The organism is Mesorhizobium sp. M7A.F.Ca.MR.176.00.0.0 (genome assembly GCF_004023165.1).
Lineage (GTDB): Bacteria > Pseudomonadota > Alphaproteobacteria > Rhizobiales > Rhizobiaceae > Mesorhizobium.
In genome coordinates, this window is record NZ_RZTC01000062.1 from 1 (window position 1) to 16,380 (window position 16,380).

The 16,380-nt window shown below is 62.7% G+C and carries 20 protein-coding genes, 1 pseudogene and 1 riboswitch; of the genes and pseudogenes, 4 read left to right on the forward strand and 17 right to left on the reverse strand.

From position 1 onward, the window contains the following. The 7 genes from EOB59_RS20425 to EOB59_RS20455 all read right to left on the reverse strand — a co-directional run. A partial coding sequence (locus EOB59_RS20425; protein ID WP_164895699.1) for an ABC transporter permease occupies positions 1-626 on the reverse strand: 626 nt, incomplete at its 3' end. Then, on the reverse strand, positions 626-1,489 hold the full coding sequence (locus tag EOB59_RS20430; RefSeq protein WP_128289095.1) for an ABC transporter permease: 864 nt from the start codon (positions 1,487-1,489) through the stop codon (positions 626-628). The genes EOB59_RS20430 and EOB59_RS20425, both read right to left, overlap by 1 nt. Before the next feature lie 65 nt (positions 1,490-1,554). After that, the gene (locus EOB59_RS20435; RefSeq protein ID WP_128289096.1) at positions 1,555-2,616 is read right to left on the reverse strand and encodes an ABC transporter substrate-binding protein; all 1,062 of its coding nucleotides are present in this window, start codon (positions 2,614-2,616) and stop codon (positions 1,555-1,557) included. A 58-nt stretch (positions 2,617-2,674) separates the two neighbouring features. Then, positions 2,675-3,646 carry a PfkB family carbohydrate kinase gene (locus EOB59_RS20440; RefSeq protein WP_128289097.1) on the reverse strand — a complete coding sequence of 324 codons (972 nt, stop codon included), beginning with the start codon at positions 3,644-3,646 and terminating at the stop codon, positions 2,675-2,677. Beyond that, complete coding sequence (locus EOB59_RS20445) at positions 3,643-4,683, reverse strand: ADP-ribosylglycohydrolase family protein (protein WP_128289098.1); 1,041 nt, start codon at positions 4,681-4,683, stop codon at positions 3,643-3,645. The genes EOB59_RS20440 and EOB59_RS20445 overlap by 4 nt, the downstream gene beginning before the upstream one ends. Positions 4,684-4,686: 3 nt before the next feature. Continuing rightward, positions 4,687-5,412 carry a GntR family transcriptional regulator gene (locus EOB59_RS20450; protein ID WP_127398229.1) on the reverse strand — a complete coding sequence of 242 codons (726 nt, stop codon included), beginning with the start codon at positions 5,410-5,412 and terminating at the stop codon, positions 4,687-4,689. A gap of 227 nt (positions 5,413-5,639) precedes the next feature. Further along, complete coding sequence (locus tag EOB59_RS20455) at positions 5,640-5,909, reverse strand: DUF982 domain-containing protein (protein ID WP_027035091.1); 270 nt, start codon at positions 5,907-5,909, stop codon at positions 5,640-5,642. An 84-nt stretch (positions 5,910-5,993) separates the two neighbouring features. On the opposite strand from EOB59_RS20455, the gene EOB59_RS20460 reads away from it, so the two are divergent. Next, entirely contained in the window at positions 5,994-6,251 is a 258-nt protein-coding gene (locus EOB59_RS20460) for a hypothetical protein (RefSeq protein ID WP_127268781.1), read from the forward strand. A 331-nt stretch (positions 6,252-6,582) separates the two neighbouring features. Here EOB59_RS20460 and EOB59_RS20465 read toward each other — a convergent pair whose 3' ends face one another. The 7 genes from EOB59_RS20465 to EOB59_RS20495 all read right to left on the reverse strand — a co-directional run bounded on the left by EOB59_RS20465 (position 6,583) and on the right by EOB59_RS20495 (position 12,126). Beyond that, entirely contained in the window at positions 6,583-6,747 is a 165-nt protein-coding gene (locus EOB59_RS20465; protein ID WP_127268780.1) for a DUF3309 family protein, read from the reverse strand. Between the two features lie 272 nt (positions 6,748-7,019). Beyond that, positions 7,020-7,637 (reverse strand): hypothetical protein, encoded by a 618-nt coding sequence (locus tag EOB59_RS20470; protein ID WP_128289099.1) that lies wholly within the window; start codon positions 7,635-7,637, stop codon positions 7,020-7,022. Positions 7,638-8,022: 385 nt separating this feature from the next. Continuing rightward, positions 8,023-8,718, reverse strand: a complete 696-nt coding sequence (locus EOB59_RS20475) for an isoprenylcysteine carboxylmethyltransferase family protein (protein ID WP_127809898.1) — start codon at positions 8,716-8,718, stop codon at positions 8,023-8,025. Positions 8,719-8,885: 167 nt separating this feature from the next. Next, positions 8,886-9,905 carry an ABC transporter substrate-binding protein gene (locus EOB59_RS20480; RefSeq protein WP_127809897.1) on the reverse strand — a complete coding sequence of 340 codons (1,020 nt, stop codon included), beginning with the start codon at positions 9,903-9,905 and terminating at the stop codon, positions 8,886-8,888. Next, positions 9,898-10,665 (reverse strand): ABC transporter ATP-binding protein, encoded by a 768-nt coding sequence (locus EOB59_RS20485; RefSeq protein WP_127398783.1) that lies wholly within the window; start codon positions 10,663-10,665, stop codon positions 9,898-9,900. Before EOB59_RS20485 ends, EOB59_RS20480 begins: the two co-directional genes overlap by 8 nt. Further along, positions 10,662-11,414 carry an ABC transporter permease gene (locus EOB59_RS20490; RefSeq protein ID WP_127398784.1) on the reverse strand — a complete coding sequence of 251 codons (753 nt, stop codon included), beginning with the start codon at positions 11,412-11,414 and terminating at the stop codon, positions 10,662-10,664. Before EOB59_RS20490 ends, EOB59_RS20485 begins: the two co-directional genes overlap by 4 nt. A 103-nt stretch (positions 11,415-11,517) precedes the next feature. Continuing rightward, positions 11,518-12,126 (reverse strand): YkoF family thiamine/hydroxymethylpyrimidine-binding protein, encoded by a 609-nt coding sequence (locus tag EOB59_RS20495; RefSeq protein WP_127382253.1) that lies wholly within the window; start codon positions 12,124-12,126, stop codon positions 11,518-11,520. Then, positions 12,117-12,230: riboswitch (TPP riboswitch) on the reverse strand. It overlaps the preceding gene by 10 nt. Before the next feature lie 195 nt (positions 12,231-12,425). Here EOB59_RS20495 and EOB59_RS20500 point away from each other — a divergent pair. Further along, a complete protein-coding gene (locus EOB59_RS20500; RefSeq protein WP_127398906.1) occupies positions 12,426-12,755 on the forward strand; it encodes a hypothetical protein in 330 nt (109 codons plus the stop codon). 93 nt (positions 12,756-12,848) lie between these two features. Here the strand turns inward: EOB59_RS20500 and msrA are convergent, their stop codons facing one another. Together msrA and EOB59_RS20510 are read right to left on the reverse strand one after the other, a co-directional pair. Continuing rightward, a complete protein-coding gene (msrA, locus tag EOB59_RS20505; RefSeq protein WP_127272383.1) occupies positions 12,849-13,367 on the reverse strand; it encodes a peptide-methionine (S)-S-oxide reductase MsrA in 519 nt (172 codons plus the stop codon). A gap of 132 nt (positions 13,368-13,499) precedes the next feature. Beyond that, the gene (locus tag EOB59_RS20510) at positions 13,500-15,065 is read right to left on the reverse strand and encodes a glycosyltransferase family 39 protein (protein ID WP_245481711.1); all 1,566 of its coding nucleotides are present in this window, start codon (positions 15,063-15,065) and stop codon (positions 13,500-13,502) included. 68 nt (positions 15,066-15,133) lie between these two features. Here EOB59_RS20510 and EOB59_RS35305 point away from each other — a divergent pair, with 68 nt between their 5' ends. Together EOB59_RS35305 and EOB59_RS20515 are read left to right on the forward strand one after the other, a co-directional pair. Beyond that, complete coding sequence (locus EOB59_RS35305; RefSeq protein WP_164762750.1) at positions 15,134-15,304, forward strand: hypothetical protein; 171 nt, start codon at positions 15,134-15,136, stop codon at positions 15,302-15,304. A 38-nt stretch (positions 15,305-15,342) separates the two neighbouring features. Next, positions 15,343-16,050 carry a hypothetical protein gene (locus EOB59_RS20515; protein ID WP_127270889.1) on the forward strand — a complete coding sequence of 236 codons (708 nt, stop codon included), beginning with the start codon at positions 15,343-15,345 and terminating at the stop codon, positions 16,048-16,050. Between the two features lie 126 nt (positions 16,051-16,176). Here the strand turns inward: EOB59_RS20515 and EOB59_RS36480 are convergent. Beyond that, positions 16,177-16,380, reverse strand: a pseudogene (locus tag EOB59_RS36480) (hypothetical protein); the annotation flags it as partial.

The window sequence follows — 16,380 nt, forward strand, 5'->3', positions numbered from 1 at the left end:
AAATAGGACACCACGAACTGGTCGAACGAAACGGCAAACGCGAACAGCCCGCCGGCGATGACGCCGGGCATGATCCAGGGCAGCGTGACGCGGCGCGTCACCTGCCACTGGTTGGCGCCTAGTGCGCGCGCCGCCTCTTCCAGCTCCGGCGCGAAGGTCTGCAGCCGGGCCGAGACGACGACGATGACATAGGGCAGCGCCAATGCGACATGGCCGAGCAGGATCGCATGCAGGCCACGGCCGATACCGACGCCGAAGAAGAAAATCAGCATTGCCGTGCCGGTGATCAGCCACGGTATGGCGATCGGCGGAAACAAAAGCGCCTGCAGGAACTTCTTGCCACGAAATTCGTAGCGATAGAGCGCCAGCGACGCCGCCGAGCCGAGCACGACGCAGATGATCGTGGTGATGACCGCGATCTCGACGCTGTTCCAGGTCGCTGCGATCAGTTGGTCGTTCTGCCACAGCGAAGCATACCATTCGGTCGTCCATTCGAACGGCAATTGGTAGAAGGGAGAAACGTTGAATGACATCAGCGCCATGATGATGATCGGCAGATAAAGAAAGGCAAGCAGCAGCCAGATGTAGAGGCGGCCGAGTCCTTCGAGGATGCGGGTCGTCGTCATCACGCGGCCCTCCGCAGCACTGGCGACGCCACCGCCAGGATGACCAGCACTACCGCCAGCAGGATGAAGGAGAGTGCGGCACCGAGCGGCCAGTTGAACACGGCGACGAACTGGTCCTCGATGACCGTTCCGTAGAAGGTGCCGGTGCGGCCGCCCAGGATGCGCGGTTCCATGAACGAGCCGACGACCGGCACGAAGATCAGGGCCGCACCCGCTACCAAACCCGGAATCGACAGCGGGATGATCACCCGCTTCAGCACCTGGAGCCGCGATGCGCCAAGCGAGCGTCCGGCCTCGATCAGCGAGTCGTCGATCGCCTGCAGCGTGAGATAGCAGGTCAGCACCATGTAGGGCACATAAGAATGCACCAGCCCGATGATGACGGCCGGATAAGAGTACATCAGGTCGATGTTGATCTTGAACGGCAGCACCGCGTTGAGCGCGGTGTCGAGGATGCCCCCCTCGCGCAGCACCATCGCCCAGGAAAAGATGCGCACCAACCCATTCGACCAGAACGGCAGGATGACGAGCAGGAAGATCGCCTCGCGGCTGCGCCCCTTCAGCACCTTGGCCAGCACGTAAGCGGCGGGATAGCCGATGACGACGCACCACAGCGTCACTTCGAGGCCAAGGCGCAGCGAGGCCAGCAGCAGCGTCAGATAGAGGCTCTGTGAGAAGAAGGCGGCATAGTTGCCAAGCGTGAACGCCCACGGCTTTCCCGACAGCGGCAGCTCGGTCATGAACGAGAAGAAGACCATAGCGGATAGCGGCAGGAAGATCGCCACCGTCAGCCAGAGATAGGCCGGTGCCAGCAGCGGCAATGCCGATCTCAGCCCGCTTCGCGACGCTATCGCAGCTGCCATGGTACCCTCCTCCCAGTATTGGAAGAACCAGCCGACGCGAACCGCCGGCTGGCTTGGCTGTGATCTTACTTCACGTCGACCTTAAGCTGCTGCCAGAGCGCCAGATAGGCTTCGCGCTGGGCGTCGGTGATCGGCGCCTGGAACTGGATGCGCTTGGCCACTTCGGGATGACCCATGACCTTGCGGTTGAAGGCATCCTCGGGCAGCGCTTCCACCGCCTTAGTGTTGGCCGAGACCGGAGCGCCAACCTTGGTGACCCATTCGACATAGAATTTCGGGTCGATCATGTAGTTGATGAAGGCCTCGGCGCCGGCGACGTTCTTGGCGCCGACGGGGATGGAAAACGCGTCGAGCCAGGCGACGGCGCCTTCCTGCGGCACCACCAGCGAGACCGGCAGCTTGAAATGCGTCTTGGCGCGGTCGGCCGAGCCGCTCCAATAGGTGCCGATGTCGATCTGGTTGGAGGCGACCATCTGGTTCCAGTCGTTTTCCGAGCTCCAGAAGGTCTTGATCTGCGGCATCAGCGAGGTCAGCTTCGTCTTGACCGCATCCATATCCTTGATGTCGTTGATGTTCTGGCCAGTGGCGATGGCGCCGAACTGCACCGCTTCAACGGCATCGTCGCGAATGACGACGCGGCCCTTGTGGGCGGCATCCCACATTTCGGCGATGCTCGTCGGTGGTTTGTCGAAGGACTTTTCGTTGATGGCGAGTGCGGTTAGACCCCATACCCACGGCACGCCATAGACCTTGCCGTCATGGACGAGCATCGGCGATCCCGCCTTGTCCTTGCTGATGTCGGCATAGTTCGGCAGCTTGGAAACGTCGATCGGCTGGATCAGTTTCCCGGCCATCGCCTGGTCGTTGAAGGCGGCGTTGATCATGACCACGTCATAGAGGCCGGGATTGGTCCGGATCTTGGTCAGCATTTCCTGTTCGGAATTGAAGAAGTCGTTGACGACCTTGTTGCCGGTCGCCTTTTCGAAAGCCTCGACGGCCCACGGTTCGTCGGCGCCGTAACCCTTCCAGTTGAGCACATGCACTTCGTCGGCCTTGGCGGCGAACGCAAGTGCGGAGGTAAAGACGGCGGTCGCCGTCAGCAGAGCAGTCAAATCAGGCATGCGCATGGTTGGTTCCTCTCTGTGGGTTTGCCCGGTTCCCGGGCTTGTCAGGCTTTTCCAGCTGTTATGCATTGGCCTTCTGTGTCCGGCCTGCTCCCGATGGGTCGGCGGCATGGCTCAGGAATGTCTGGATTTCGCGATTCGTCGGCGCCGACGAGCCGCCATGGCGGGTGACCGAAACAGCAGCAGCAGCATTGGCATAGCGCGCTGCCTCGAAGGGCGAGATTCCGTGCGCCAGCGCGCTGACGAAAGCGCCGATATGGGTGTCGCCGGCGCCATTGGTGTCGACGGCGTTGACCTTGAAGCCGGCAATGGTCTGGGCTGAGCCATCGGCCAGCCTGATATGGCAACCCTTCGCGCCGGCGCGGATGACCACGCCCGCAGCGCGTGGGCAATGGTCGACCAGAAGTCGTGCAGCGACAGCCTCGACATTGCCCGAACCGGCGATCTCAGCCGCCTCCATCGTGTTGCAGCTCAGCCATGTGGTGCGGGCAAGCACCCGCGACAGGATGGAGCGTGGAATATCCGAGATGACCGGGGTCGGGTCGAACACGAAGGGAATATTCGCCGGCAGCGCCTCGATCCAGTCGGTGAGCGCATCGCGGCTCTTGGGGTAGCTCAGCGTATAGCCGGAGGTGAACACCCAATCGCCCGGTGCCACCGCGACCGGCGCCATCATTTCGAGGCTGAGTATGCTCTCCGCACCTGGCCATGACACGAAGGTGCGTTCGGCGTCGCTGGAGATCATGGCGACGCAATTGCCGCTGTCCATCAAGGGCGATGGCGGCGTCAGTGTCGCGATGTTCTCGGCCATGAAGGCGGTGCGCAGGAAGTCGCCATTCGGCCCACTGCCGAGTTGGCCGCCGAACACCACCTGCATGCCGGTGCGGCTGGCCGCCACCATCATGTTGAAGCCGCCGCCGGCGACCTGGGCGAAGCTCGATGCCGTCTTTTCCATGCCGGGCGCCGGCAAAGCGTCGATGCGGTAGACATAATCGACCACGGCACTGCCTATATGGACGAGACGGCCGCTCACGCCGCCGCGTCCTTGCTGGAGCCGGCTTTCGCCGCCCTTGCCGCGACAAGGTCGGCGGCGAGCGCGCCAACCTCTGACAAGTCGATGCCGACAAGCCGGAGGATGTGCTCTTGCGGCAATCGGGAAAAGCCGGTGCAGGCGCCGGCCATGCCGGCAGCGATGGCGCCGATCGTATCGGTGTCGCCGCCGAGATTGGCGCTGATGATGGCTGCTTGCCAGGGGTCGCCACGGGCGACTTCCAGCACGGCGAAGGCAGCCGGAACGGATTCCTGACTGGCGACGCCGGTGCCGACCAGATCGGTGATCAGCCGGATCGCATCCCTGATCGCCTTGCCACGCACGATGTCCTGCGCCCAGACGATACGCGCGGCGATGTCGCCGCCGGTGACCCAATGTCCGAGCGTCGCCCCTCGCCTCGCCGCCGCGACCGCGCTGGCCGAAGCATCGCGCCAACCGCCGCCGGCGACGCCGCGGCTGACGGCCGCTGCGACGGCTGCGGCCGAGGCTATGGCGATCGAGGTGTTGTGCGTCGCCCGGCAAGTCTCCGCCACCTTGCCGACGAACGTCTCCAACGGTTCAAGCGGCATCATGATGCCGACAGGCGCGATACGCATGGCCGCGCCATTGGTGTCGCCGCTGCGTCCCGCTTCCTCGGCCGGTACGCCATTGTTGATGGCATCGATGGCACGCTTGGTCGACGGCCCCAAAAGATCATAGCTGCCGCGCGCCTTGACCTCGCGCTCCCAGTCGAGCAGCGCATTGACCCAGCGCGCGTGGTCGAAACGGTCGCCGGATTCGACCAGGATGCGGCCGAGCAGCAGCGCCTGTTCGGTATCGTCGGTGATGGTTCCGGCGGCCAGGCCCTTCGACACCGGATGATCGGCGAAAGGCTCGATGAAATCCTCTACATGGCCGTAGAGTTCGGCAATGCGAGCCGGCGACAAAAGCTGCGTCGGCATGCCGAGCGCGTCTCCCAGCGCTCCGCCGACAAGCGCGCCCATGGCGCGATCGATGGCCTTGCTGGTTGCATCCGGCATCGCTCAGAACCTCATATGCAGCGCAAAATGTGCCGGGTTGAGCAGGCTGGTGACATACTCGATCGGCCGGTCGTCAGCCGCACGCGTCAACCGGCGGCCGCGCAGGAAGGGCGTGCCTTGTGGGCAACCGAGGATGGCCGCATCCTCGGCATTGAGCATCTCGATCTCGACCCATTCCTCGCCATGGTCGGGAATGAGGCCGGCGGCGCGCAGCGTCTGGTGCAGCGAGCCCTCGCGCAGTCCGCGCAACGGTACGTCCTCAAGCTCGGAGGACAGTGGCAGCCGGCTGCGCTCGATGGAGATCGCATGGCCGTCGCTGGCGTTGGTGCGCACCCGGTCAACCGCAATGAAGAACGGGCTTTCGATACCAAGCAGCGAAGCCAGATCGGGGTCTTCGATGACCTCCAGCCGCAGCGTCCGCGTCTCGGCATTGGCGCCGGCATCGGCCAGCGCGCGCGACCAGCCGATGGAGTCATCGACCGGCTTGCCGTCGAAGGTGACGAACGAGCCAATACCAACCCTGGTCGTGATCAGCCCCCGGCTGGACAATTCCTCGAGGCCCTTGCGGACCGTATTGCGACTGACGGAGAAGCGCTGGACAAGTTCATTCTCGCTTTGCAGGCGGTCGCCGAAGCCGAGAACACCGGAGCGGATTTCATGTTCGAGAACGGTGGCGATCTGCTCGGGTTTGCCCGTACCGGGAGACAGTTGAACCGCGCGCCGCTTCATATAGTACCTGTTCAGTGAACCTGTATAATCCTGTTCAATATAGAGACCGGGATGCTATGTCAACGGGTACTGAAGACTGCCCAAAAGGCAGCGAATATGCGGAATACCGTGCAAGGCGCGCCGAGGCAGGTCAATATGGCCCCCGAAAAGCCGGTCGGCGATCGCCAAAAAAGAGGCATACATCAAGGGGATGGAGCCAGACCCTGATTCAATTTCACCGGAGCAGGCTACGGGATCGACACCTCACGCGGTTCGACGAGGATGTCCGCCTCGATCGCGGCGTTAATGAACGCCGCCCTTGCCGCCGAGACTTCTTTCTTTCCCTCGAGCACGGCCAGACAGACCTTGCGGGCAACCATATGCTTTTGCCCGGTCGCAACCGGCCAGCGGTTCAGCAGGATGTCTGCAGCCTGAGCGACCCGCTCCACGTTGAAGATCGAGTTTCGCGATCGGCCGAGTGCAATCCTGACCGGCTCATCGAAACGCTGATCTTGCACGATGCCACTCCCCAAAGTCGGCATTCATCGATTCGCGGCCTTCAACCCCGAGCAATGTGATAGGTTCCGCGCTAAAGGTGCAAGATGTCCGATTCCAGTGGCCAGAAAAATCCCAGGCTGATCGTCGTGGTCGCCTTCGATCGCGGTGAGGATGGCGAGTTGTTCCCCGCCTTTGGACCCGCCGACCAGCAAAGCGAAGACCGCGCTATACGCACCGCCAAGGCTCTGGCGGCAAAGCATGCCGGCGTCATCGCCTGGAGCCGTGAGGCCGATCCGACGCTAGGCGAATACGGCCCGCCTAACACGCTCTTCGTCAGCGGCGACGTACCTGACATGGAGTAATCTGGCGTCAGGATCTGGCTGCGCTCAATGCCGCAGCCAGAACGGAGACTTCTCAGAAAACACCCGCCTTTCCTTGAAGCTTGATGCAAGCCGGTTCCTCGCCCATCAAGCAAAAGCCCGCCACGGTGAACCGGAGCGGGCCTTGGAGGAGGATAAGGGGTGGGACCCTCTCCTCTTGTTTCCACGGGGGGGTGTGGACCGCAATGACCATACGAAAGTTTTGCAGAGTGCAGGATCACAAGCCGGCTTGCCTGCATCACAATCCGGTGCGCGCCGACATTGGGGGCGCTCACGAGATTGCGATCTGTCGGCGACAACCGGGCGGGCCTGGCTAGATGCGCCCGAGCACGACAAGCACGATGACGATGAGCAGCACGAGCCCGAGGCCGCCGCCGCCATAGTAGCCGGCGCCATAAAAAGGACCTCCGCCGAGGCCGCTGAAGCCGCCAAGCAGGGCAAGGATAAGAATGATGATCAGTATGGTTCCAAGGCTCATGGCTTTCAGCTCCCGTTAGCGTTGACGCATTGGGTCGAACATCGCGGCCGCGATGTTCGAGGACGAGAACGTTCCCAAGGCTCTACCGTTCCGTGCGATCGTGGCAACGGAAACGGCCATCCAACGTGATGGAAGCCAGAACTTTGATACCGGCACGCCAATGAACGCGGAAAGCCCGCCAGTGTGGCGGGCCTTCCGACCAGCCGGAGGCCAGGAACATGCGGCCGGGCCTCAGGGCCGGTTCGGCACCTCCAGTCCCGGCACCTCCAGCATCAGCGGCGCGCGATCAGGAGGCAGAGTTGCCGGAGGTCGCGGTCGTAAGCGCCTTCGCTGCCGAGCACGTCGACGCAGCGCTTCTTCATTCGCGCCACGTTGCTATCCGACATCTGGGCCACGACACCCGGCAGGCTCGGCCTGCTGGGGTTTGACGGATTGGACGGATTGCTCGGGTTCGACGGATTGGACGGATTGATGCCGCCCCCAATACCCACGCCGACACCGACGCCGACGCCGCTCGTCCCGCCCACATTGGCGCCGAGGCCGGCAGCAATGCCGCCAAATCCTCCAACATTGGCGCCCGCGCCGGCATTGATGCCATTGCTGCCGCCGACCGAAGCGCCGAGACCAGCATTGACACCGCTCGAGCCGCCGACATTGGCACCGGCCCCGGCCTTTACACCACCGCTGCCGCCCACCGAGGCGCCCACTCCGGCGCTGATGCCGCCACTGCCGCCAACGGAAGCCCCGACGCCGGCATTGACGCCGCCGCTACCACCCACCGAGGCACCAACGCCAAGGCCGATTCCCGCAGCATTGGCGGGCAGGGAAAGGGCTAAGATTACCGCACTACCCGCCAACATGTTGGCGACTGTCTTGATGGTGTGAGCCATAACACTCTCCTGTTGTCGTTGCGCTAAAGCAATTGGCGAGAGGCCGATTGCAAGATCAACTACGCGAGGTGGTGAATTTCAGTTTCAGAGAGAGAATACTCAACCTGAAGCGTGGTATACATCAACAAAATTTCTGAAATAAAATTATAATAAAGTTGGAATAATTTCTCTTTACACTAACAGCGCGTAAGGCCATTGATGATCGGACGTTACTCTGCTCGTCTTTACTGCGAGGCCGTACACCGCACCGGACAGCGCATGAGCCTCTCGCAAGATCAGCAAGACCGCCACGATGATTGCAAGTGGCCAGAGTCTGTCGGCGGATGCGGGAGCGAGAGAGTGCAAGCGTGATTGCAGGCCGAACGATTCTGCGCTGGCCGGCTTGTCAGACGATCCCGTAGAACAGCCTGTAGTGGACGCGCTTCATATAGTCCCGGTATTCCGGCGTCGCGGCTAACAGCGCCTCTTCGCGCAGGATGCGATGAACCTGGAAGAAGGTGATCGCGGCGTAGACAGCAAGATTGTAGAAGGAAAAGGCCGACAGCAGGAACAGGACATGACCGGCAAGGTATCCGGCATAGATCGGGTGCCGCACCAGGCGGTAGGCACCGTCGGTCATCACGCCGCGATTGCCCGGCAGAATGGCGAAAGAACGCCCTAGCGATATCTTCCCCCAGATCACGAACCCCAACGCCAGGACTTGCAGCGGCGCGGCGGCATAGATCGGGATGATGGCCACGCCCGGTTCCAGGTCGATGAAGCCGACACCGAAGCTGGCGACCACCGAAACAACCACCGTCAGCGGGTTCCAGTCGCGTACCTGTGGTCGCCGCGACAGAAGCAGCCAGGTAAAGGTCAGGATCTCTGAAATTGCCACCAGCGCCACATTGATGCGGGTCGGGTCGAGCATCAGGTGATATACGCCGCGGTAGACGAACATGCCCGCGAAGGCCAGCGCGCAGATCCGAAAGAAACCTTCGCGCAAATCCACCAGGATTTCGCGCGTTCGGGCTGCGGACAAAATCCTGCCGTCACTGATGTGCGAAAGCGCCTCGCTTTTTGATATGAGCAATGCAAACACCCCAATGATCCCTCAGGGCGACCTTTGCACGCAACCATTGCCGGGCAGTTAATCAACAAGATCAGATCGGCACTGGCTGTCGGGGAGCCAGGGCGCCACTCCCAGACGACCTGCTCCACGCGGTCGCCCAGAAAGACTGGCGACCCATCTCATTTGGTTTTGCCAGACTAGCTCAGATAGTCGTTGCGGAAATAGCTCCCGAAATCCGGGCGTTGAGCAACCAGCTTGCCGTCGGCATCACGCAAAATGCCGGACGCGAAGAGATAGCCGCCGATCGCTCCCATCTTGGCCGGATCCATCGTCCCGATGGCGCCGCTTTGGCTGCGCAGATAATGGCCGTCGATCAGCGCCTTCAGTGAGGCGTGGATCAGCGCCGGATTGGTCAACGCATCCTTGTTGGCCGCGATCAGCAGGGCTGCCGCATCTTCGGGGTGATCGACCGCGAACTGGTAGCCGCGCCGCGTCGCCTGGACAAAGGCGGCCGCAGGCTTGGGGTTTGCCTGGAGATAGGCTTCGCTCGAAGAGATCAGTGTCGTGTGCTCGTCAGGCACGCCGTAATCGGCATAGACGAAGCTGCGTTGTTTGACGCCCCTGAGCTCGGCGTCGACACCCTCCCAGGTCGAGACTTCGAGCGTGAAATCGACCGAACCGTTGGCCAGCGCCTCATAGGCTGAGGTGCCGAGCGTCACCGTCTCGAAATTGCCCTTGCCGCCATCATGGCGGATGATGGTCGATATCAGGGCGTTTTCCCAGGCGCTGCCGAAGCCGCCATAGGTCAGGCCGTCGAGGTTTCTCGGGCTTACGATCTCGCTGCGGGCCGCATTGAAGACCACGCGGCCGGTTTCCGATTGCACCACCGCATAGACGCCCTTCAGGTCCGCTCCGGCGGTTCTCTGGGTGAACAGGCTGATGGTGCCGTTGATGCCGAAATCGGCGACGCGATTTGCAACCAGCGTGCCCGCACCGGTATCGCTGTAAGGCAGGATGTCGACCTCGAGCCCGGCCTCGCGATAGAAGCCCTTGTCGCGGGCGACGAACAGTCCGATGTGGTTGGTGTTGACAGTCCAGTCGAGGGCAACGGTGACCTTTTGTGCCGATTGTGCTTGGGCTCGCCCCGATCCGGCAACGAGCGGAAGGCCTGTGGCAAGGGTCAGCAACAACGCCTGCCGGCGCGTCAAGTCAGTCATGATCGTGTCCTTTGGATGGGGTGGCGTTGAGGATGATGTCGAGAATCTCGGCCTCGAGCGTACTTGCCTGGCGCGCGGCATCGCCGCCAAGGCTGCGCGGGCGCGGCAGCGGCACCTTGATTTCACGCACGATGCGGGCCGGGCGCGCCGACAGCACATAGATGCGGTCGGACAGGAACACGGCTTCGCGCACGTCATGGGTGATCAGGAGCGCCGTCCAGCGATGATGCCGCCACATCTGTTCCAGCCAGCGCTGCATGGCCGTGCGGGTCAGCGCGTCGAGAGCGCCGAACGGCTCGTCGAGCAAAAGCATGTCGCGTTGCTGCACCACCGTGCGCAGCAAGGCCGCGCGCTGGCGCATACCGCCGGACAGTTGCGCTGGAAAATGCCGCTCGAAGCCGGCAAGCCCGAATTCGGCAAACAACGGCGCAACGCGCGCCCGCGCCGCCTGTCTCCTCATGCCTTGCACTTCGAGCCCGAGCGTCGCGTTTTCGAGGATGCGCCGCCACGGCATCAGCGCGTCACGCTGCGGCATGAAGGCGAAATGCCTGCCGTGGTCGTCGAGCGGCGCGCCGTCGAACAACATCTCGCCCTCGCCATGCTCGGCGCCGGTCAGGAGCTGGAAGAGTGTCGATTTGCCGGCGCCCGAGGGTCCAAGGATCGAGACGAATTCACCAGCGCCGACGCTAAGCGAAATATCGGCCAGCACGTCGAGCCCACCGAACGCCTTGCGCACATGCCGCAGCTCGAGCCGGTTCATCGCCAGGCCCCCTTCCCGGCGGTTTCCTTGCCGGCCCGCTCCCAGGGCATCGCGAGGCGCTGCAGCAGTACAGTCAACCCGAACAGGACAAGTGTCAGCGCGGCACTCACTCCGACGGCGGCAAGAACCAGGTCAGGACGGAAATTGTTCTTGGCGTTGAGCATGTAGATGCCCAGCCCCTTCGCGGCCCCCGCATATTCGGCGAAGATCGCGCCGACCACGGCGTAGGTGATGGAGATCCTCAAACCAGCGAAGAAATAGGGCAGCGCCGAAGGCAGCCGTGCCAGCACGAAGATGCGCCAGCGCCCTGCCCCCATGGCGCGCAGCATTTGCCCGATCTCGGCCTCGGTCGACTCATAACCCTCGACCAACGCAACCAGCATCGGAAAGAAGGTAACCAGCGCCACCAGCATGATCTTGGGCGCCAGCCCGAAGCCGAACCAGAGCACCACCAGCGGCGCGATCGCCACCAGCGGCAAGGTCTGGCTGACGATTAAGACAGGAAACATCGCACGCCGCAGCGGCTGGAAGAAGTCGACCAGCGTTGACAGCACGAAGGCAGCGCTGAGCGAACAGGCAAAGCCGAGCAGCGTGGCGCCGATGGTCGGAATGGCGTTGTCGGCCAGCGCCTGGCGATTGAGCAGCGCTTGCTCGAAAACGCGCGACGGCGCCGGCAGTGTCGTCGGCCTGATGCCGGAATAGGTGGCATAAAGCTCCCACGCCAGCAGGAGCAAACCGACCGAGATCATGGCCGGCATTGCCTTGACAAGAAGGCTCGCGATCGGGCGCGAAGCGACTGATGATGTGGCCACGGGAGATAACCTTTGACGGCAGCGCGAAAGCGCGGCTGGCTCAGACAGCCGACGGGCTGTTGGCCGAGACCGTGACGTCGAGGGTTACGTGGCCGGCGCCTGGTCCGAAGCGGCAGAAGGCCTCGTCCAGCGCCGAAAAGATCGCACCGGCATCACCGCGCAGTTTCGTGCAGAAATGCTTGGAACGCTCATAGACGCCGGACTGCTTGAGAAAATCGATGCAGCCGTAGATCTCGTCCATGTGGTCGTCGGTGCCCATCACATAGAGCGAGAACTGCGCCGCCGCCGGCTGGCCGGTGGCAGCAGCATTGCGCACCGCCGCGATGGCCGCATCCTTGCGCGGGCCGAGTGGCCCAACAGGCCCGCCAAGTGCATCGGAGCGGCAGATCGGATCATCCGGCTCGCCAGGGCACCCGCGCGAGATGGTGGCCGACAACACGCAATGTTTGCCGCTGCGTGCCGCCGCCACGAAGAGGTCGCGCATGGCGGGAAACAGCACTTCGGGCGGCCCGACCAGCAAGGTCGAGATGTCGTCGGTCTCGATCCTGAGCTTGTCGCGCCAGGGATCGAGCGCACCGAGCGCGCCAAGAATGACACCGACGAAATCGTCGGTCATGGGGTATAGGGAAATCTGTGCGCCTGAAAACATCGCCCGCCTCGCTCCGCTGGTATTACCCAGATCAGCTTCTAGGGTCTGTGGGCTTGCCGCCCCCGTCTCAGCCCCGACCGTACGGAGCACCCCTGTGGATGTGCGCCTTAAAGCATCATTCGAGTTCAAGGGAAAGCCGTTTTTTCAGAGCACTGCGCCAAAAGCATTGCGCCAGTCACGGTGCGCCTGTGCGGAATTTTGTCGGGAACCTTCGCCGCTGCGACCGGTTGTCCCCACAGTCGCAACGCGATCACTTTGGTAGAAAACAAGCGACGACTTCACAGAAATGGAGACAAACCATGTTCATGAAAATCCTCGCAGCTTCGGTTCTCACCATTGGTCTGGCCACGTCAGCCATGGCGCAAAGCGCCGGCAGCAACAACGCAAATGGAAGCGGCAGCGGCAAATCGGTGACGGTTGAGCCGAACACGCCGGCTTCACCGAATACGGTCGAGCCGGACACTGTCGACCCGGGCACGACCAACAGCACGACTGGCACGGTAGGAGATATGAATTCAAACGCGGATCAGAATTGCCCGGCAAGTCCGCAGGGGGCGCAGGCAGATGCCAACGGCACCTCCCCGGGCACCACCTCGCCGACAGTCAACGACAACAATTGCGGCAAGTAATCTGCACGCGATCGAACCAAAGCCGCGGAGCACAACCTCCGCGGCTTTGTTCTACCACGACGCGGGGATCGGGGTTTGGTACAACCTTGAACTCTACGAAACCGCCGTCTCGCGAACCGGCAGCTTCCAGCCTGGCCTGACGAAGTGGCAGGTGTATCCGTTGGGATATTTCTCCAGATAGTCCTGATGCTCGGGCTCGGCTTCCCAGAACGGACCAACGGGTGCGACTTCGGTGATGACCTTGCCCGGCCACAGGCCCGAGGCATCGACATCGGCGATGGTGTCCTCGGCGACGCGCTTCTGTTCGTCGCTGGTGTAATAGATCGCCGAGCGATAACTCGTCCCGACATCGTTGCCCTGGCGGTTGCGGGTCGTCGGATCGTGGATCTGGAAAAAGCGTTCCAGCAGCGTGCGATAGCTTATGATGGCCGGATCGAAATTGATCTCGATGGCTTCGGCGTGGGTGCCGTGGTTGCGGTAGGTGGCGTTGGGCACGTCGCCGCCGCTGTAGCCGACACGGGTGGAGATGACGCCGGGATAGCGCCGTATCAAATCCTGCATGCCCCAGAAACAGCCGCCGGCAAGGACTGCACGTTCGGTCGAAGTCGCCATGTCACGTCTCCTCAAAAGCAATTCCAGGAAAAGTGTGTGGCGGTTTTCCGTCTGGAATTGCGTGAAAGCAAGTGGTCTCGCCATAAATGGGCATTGTCACCTGCTTCGTCCAGCGGACGCGGTGGATCTACCTCAATTGCTCGGTTGGGCGAGGCTGTCGATCAAACCCAGTAGCTTCATGCCAGGCGGAATGGCGGCAAAGCTGATCGCCACCGGTGGTGCCCTGAGCGACCAGTCGAAAAGAACGGTCTTGACCGGGATGTTTCCCAGCCACGCCAGCAGCCGAGGTGGCACGCCGCTCCCGGGCCAGACCAGAAGCATGCCGTGATCGCGCAGCCGCTGGCTGGTGATCCAGGGGGCGAGCCGCATGTCGAGGTCTGTGAAGATCGACGGCTTGTCATAGGCGTTGAGGCCCGCCAGCAACGCGATGCGGGTATCGCCGCCGACGATGTCGAGCCGACCGGGCACCGCCGCGTGCCAGACCGCCTCGGCTTCGTCCGAAATCTGCCGCGCTGGCCAGCAGACGGCATCCATGCGCCCGCGCAAATTGCAACTCGTCCAGCGGATGCCCGCATAGGCACCGGACATGCCGAGGATGCAGGCGAACGCGCAGATCGCCAGCCGTCGCAGTTCGACGGCGCCAAGCCGATGACCCAGCAAGGCGATCGCCACAACGCCGACCAGATTGTACATCGGCGCGCCCCACGCCTCGCCGGCGCCGGTAAACAGCGAGGCCACCATGACAAGCACCGCCGGACCAAGCCCCATCCACACGAGATAGGCCAGCGCGCCGCGCTCAATGGGCTGTTCCGGCGCGGGCGAACGCCGCAACAGCCCCGATATCGACAGCACCAGCAATAAGCCGCAGAGCCCCGCCATTTGGACACCGATATAGTAAAGGCGGGCGCGGTGGACCAACACCCATTCATCGCGGCCGGCGACATAGGTCAGCGGCAGGAAATCGATGCGGTAGAGCTGGATGGCCAGTGGCGCGGCGACGGCGAGGAAAACCGCGAGCCCAAGCCAGGGCCAGGGCGTGGCGAGCCGATTGCGTGCCCGCGTGTCCGACAACAGCCAGATCGCCCCGAAGAGCAACAGCAGCCCGGTGGAAAACTTGGCATAGAGCCCGACGCCCGACACCAGTCCGAGCGCCAGCCACCAGCCCGGCCCACCGCTACGGCCCGCACGCCACAGCAGCCAGCAGATTGCGGCCCAGAAGGGCATCTGCGCGTAATCATGATTGAACTGCGGTGTCGGCCAGCCGAAGAAATACAATGACGGCATCAAAAGCACGGCGGCCAGCGCGCGGGTTCTCCCGAGCATGTCGCGGGCCAGCAGGTAGACGAAGACGAAGGTCGCCGAGACGACAAGCTGGGCGAGCAGATATTGCGGCCAGCGGAACGATCCGGTCAGAAGATGGCTGATCTCGAGCAGCCAGCCGGGGAGCTGCGGATGCTTGTAGGTCAAAAGCACCCATTCGCGGCCCCACATGAAACTCTCGACGACGTCGCCGGGCGGGGCGGCATCGACAAGCGCCGGCATCACGGTCCAGCACAGGATCTGCGTCAGGCATAAAAGCGCCAGGCCGGCTTCTGGATAGCGCGTCAGCCCCGGCCAGATCGACGACTGCCACCAGTCGCCTGGAACAGAACTGCCGACCGGCAGCCAACCGTTCATGGTTTCGTCGATTCGCGTCATGCGGTGGATAAATCACACCGGACGGTTTTACGAACAGCCCAGAACTTGAAGCTTACGAAAATGTATACTTGGCCGACCATGGCAAAACCAAGATTGAGGCAGAGTTTCGCGCCACCATGCCGCCTCTCCCGTCATCACATGCCAGCAAGACAACAATGGAACACGCCATCCCGCAGCACCCTGAACATGCCGGGCATGGCGCCTTGGGCGTGATCGCGGCAGGCGTCGCCTACGCCTGACCGGTTACCGTCCCCAAAAAGCATCCAGGATTTGAAAAATGCGCCACCACCACGCCGTCATTCACTACCGTGCGCTCGATTTCTGGATGGCCCGTGCGGCCGTTCTCGTCATCATCTGCCTGCAGCTTCTGGTCATCAACAATCTCTCATTCGGGCCGCGCTGGGTGGCGCCCGCGCTGGAGGCGGCCCTGCTGCTGCCCTTGTCGGTGGCCACCGCCTGGACGCAGGCCGCCACCCGAAAGGCGGTCGAGGACCACGAGTGGCATGCGATCGGCCAGTTTCGGGTCATGATCCGCAGAACAGCCCTGACCATGACCGCCATCATCAGCATCATCAATTGCGGTTCGCTGGTCCTGCTGGTGCGTGCCTTGCTGGAGGGCCATGCCGGCAGTAGCGGTACGACGCTGCTGATCGACGCGCTCAACATCTGGGTCACCAACGTCATCGTTTTTGCCTTGTGGTTCTGGAGCACCGACCGCGGCGGTCCGCCGACCTGCGGCCTCGTCAAGCTCGCACAGGCCGATTTCCTGTTCGCGCAGATGACGTTGAACGACCGTGAGCTTCGAGATTGGCTGCCCGGCTTCGTCGATTATTTCTTCCTCGCCTTCACCAATGCGACCGCATTTTCGCCGACCGATACCTTGCCACTCTCCCAGCGGGCCAAGCTGCTGATGATGGCCGAGGCCATGATCTCGCTGCTGACCATCGCGCTGGTCGCGGCACGCGCGGTCAACATTCTGGCTTGATTAGGCCAAAACGCAAAAATGGCCCGCCCGGCGAACCGGAACGGGCTATTTTGGGTTGTCTTCGATGGTTCGATGCCGCGGGAAACGTGCCTCGGCAATTCCGCCAAGCAATCGCCGCCGCACCAGCTATTCGTCCCGCGCGCGGCTGACTCTCCGCACCACGAACTCGAACAGGACGTCCGAAATCCACATGGCGCAGACGCCGATCAGGAAGGCGGCCGCCAGCGTGGTGGTGTCGTCGGCGGGAGCGGGCATCGGCAGGCCGGCGATCCTGGCGTAGGAAACCGCCGGCAGCGTCAGATAGGCCGCCGCAAGCGCGCCGCAGATCGG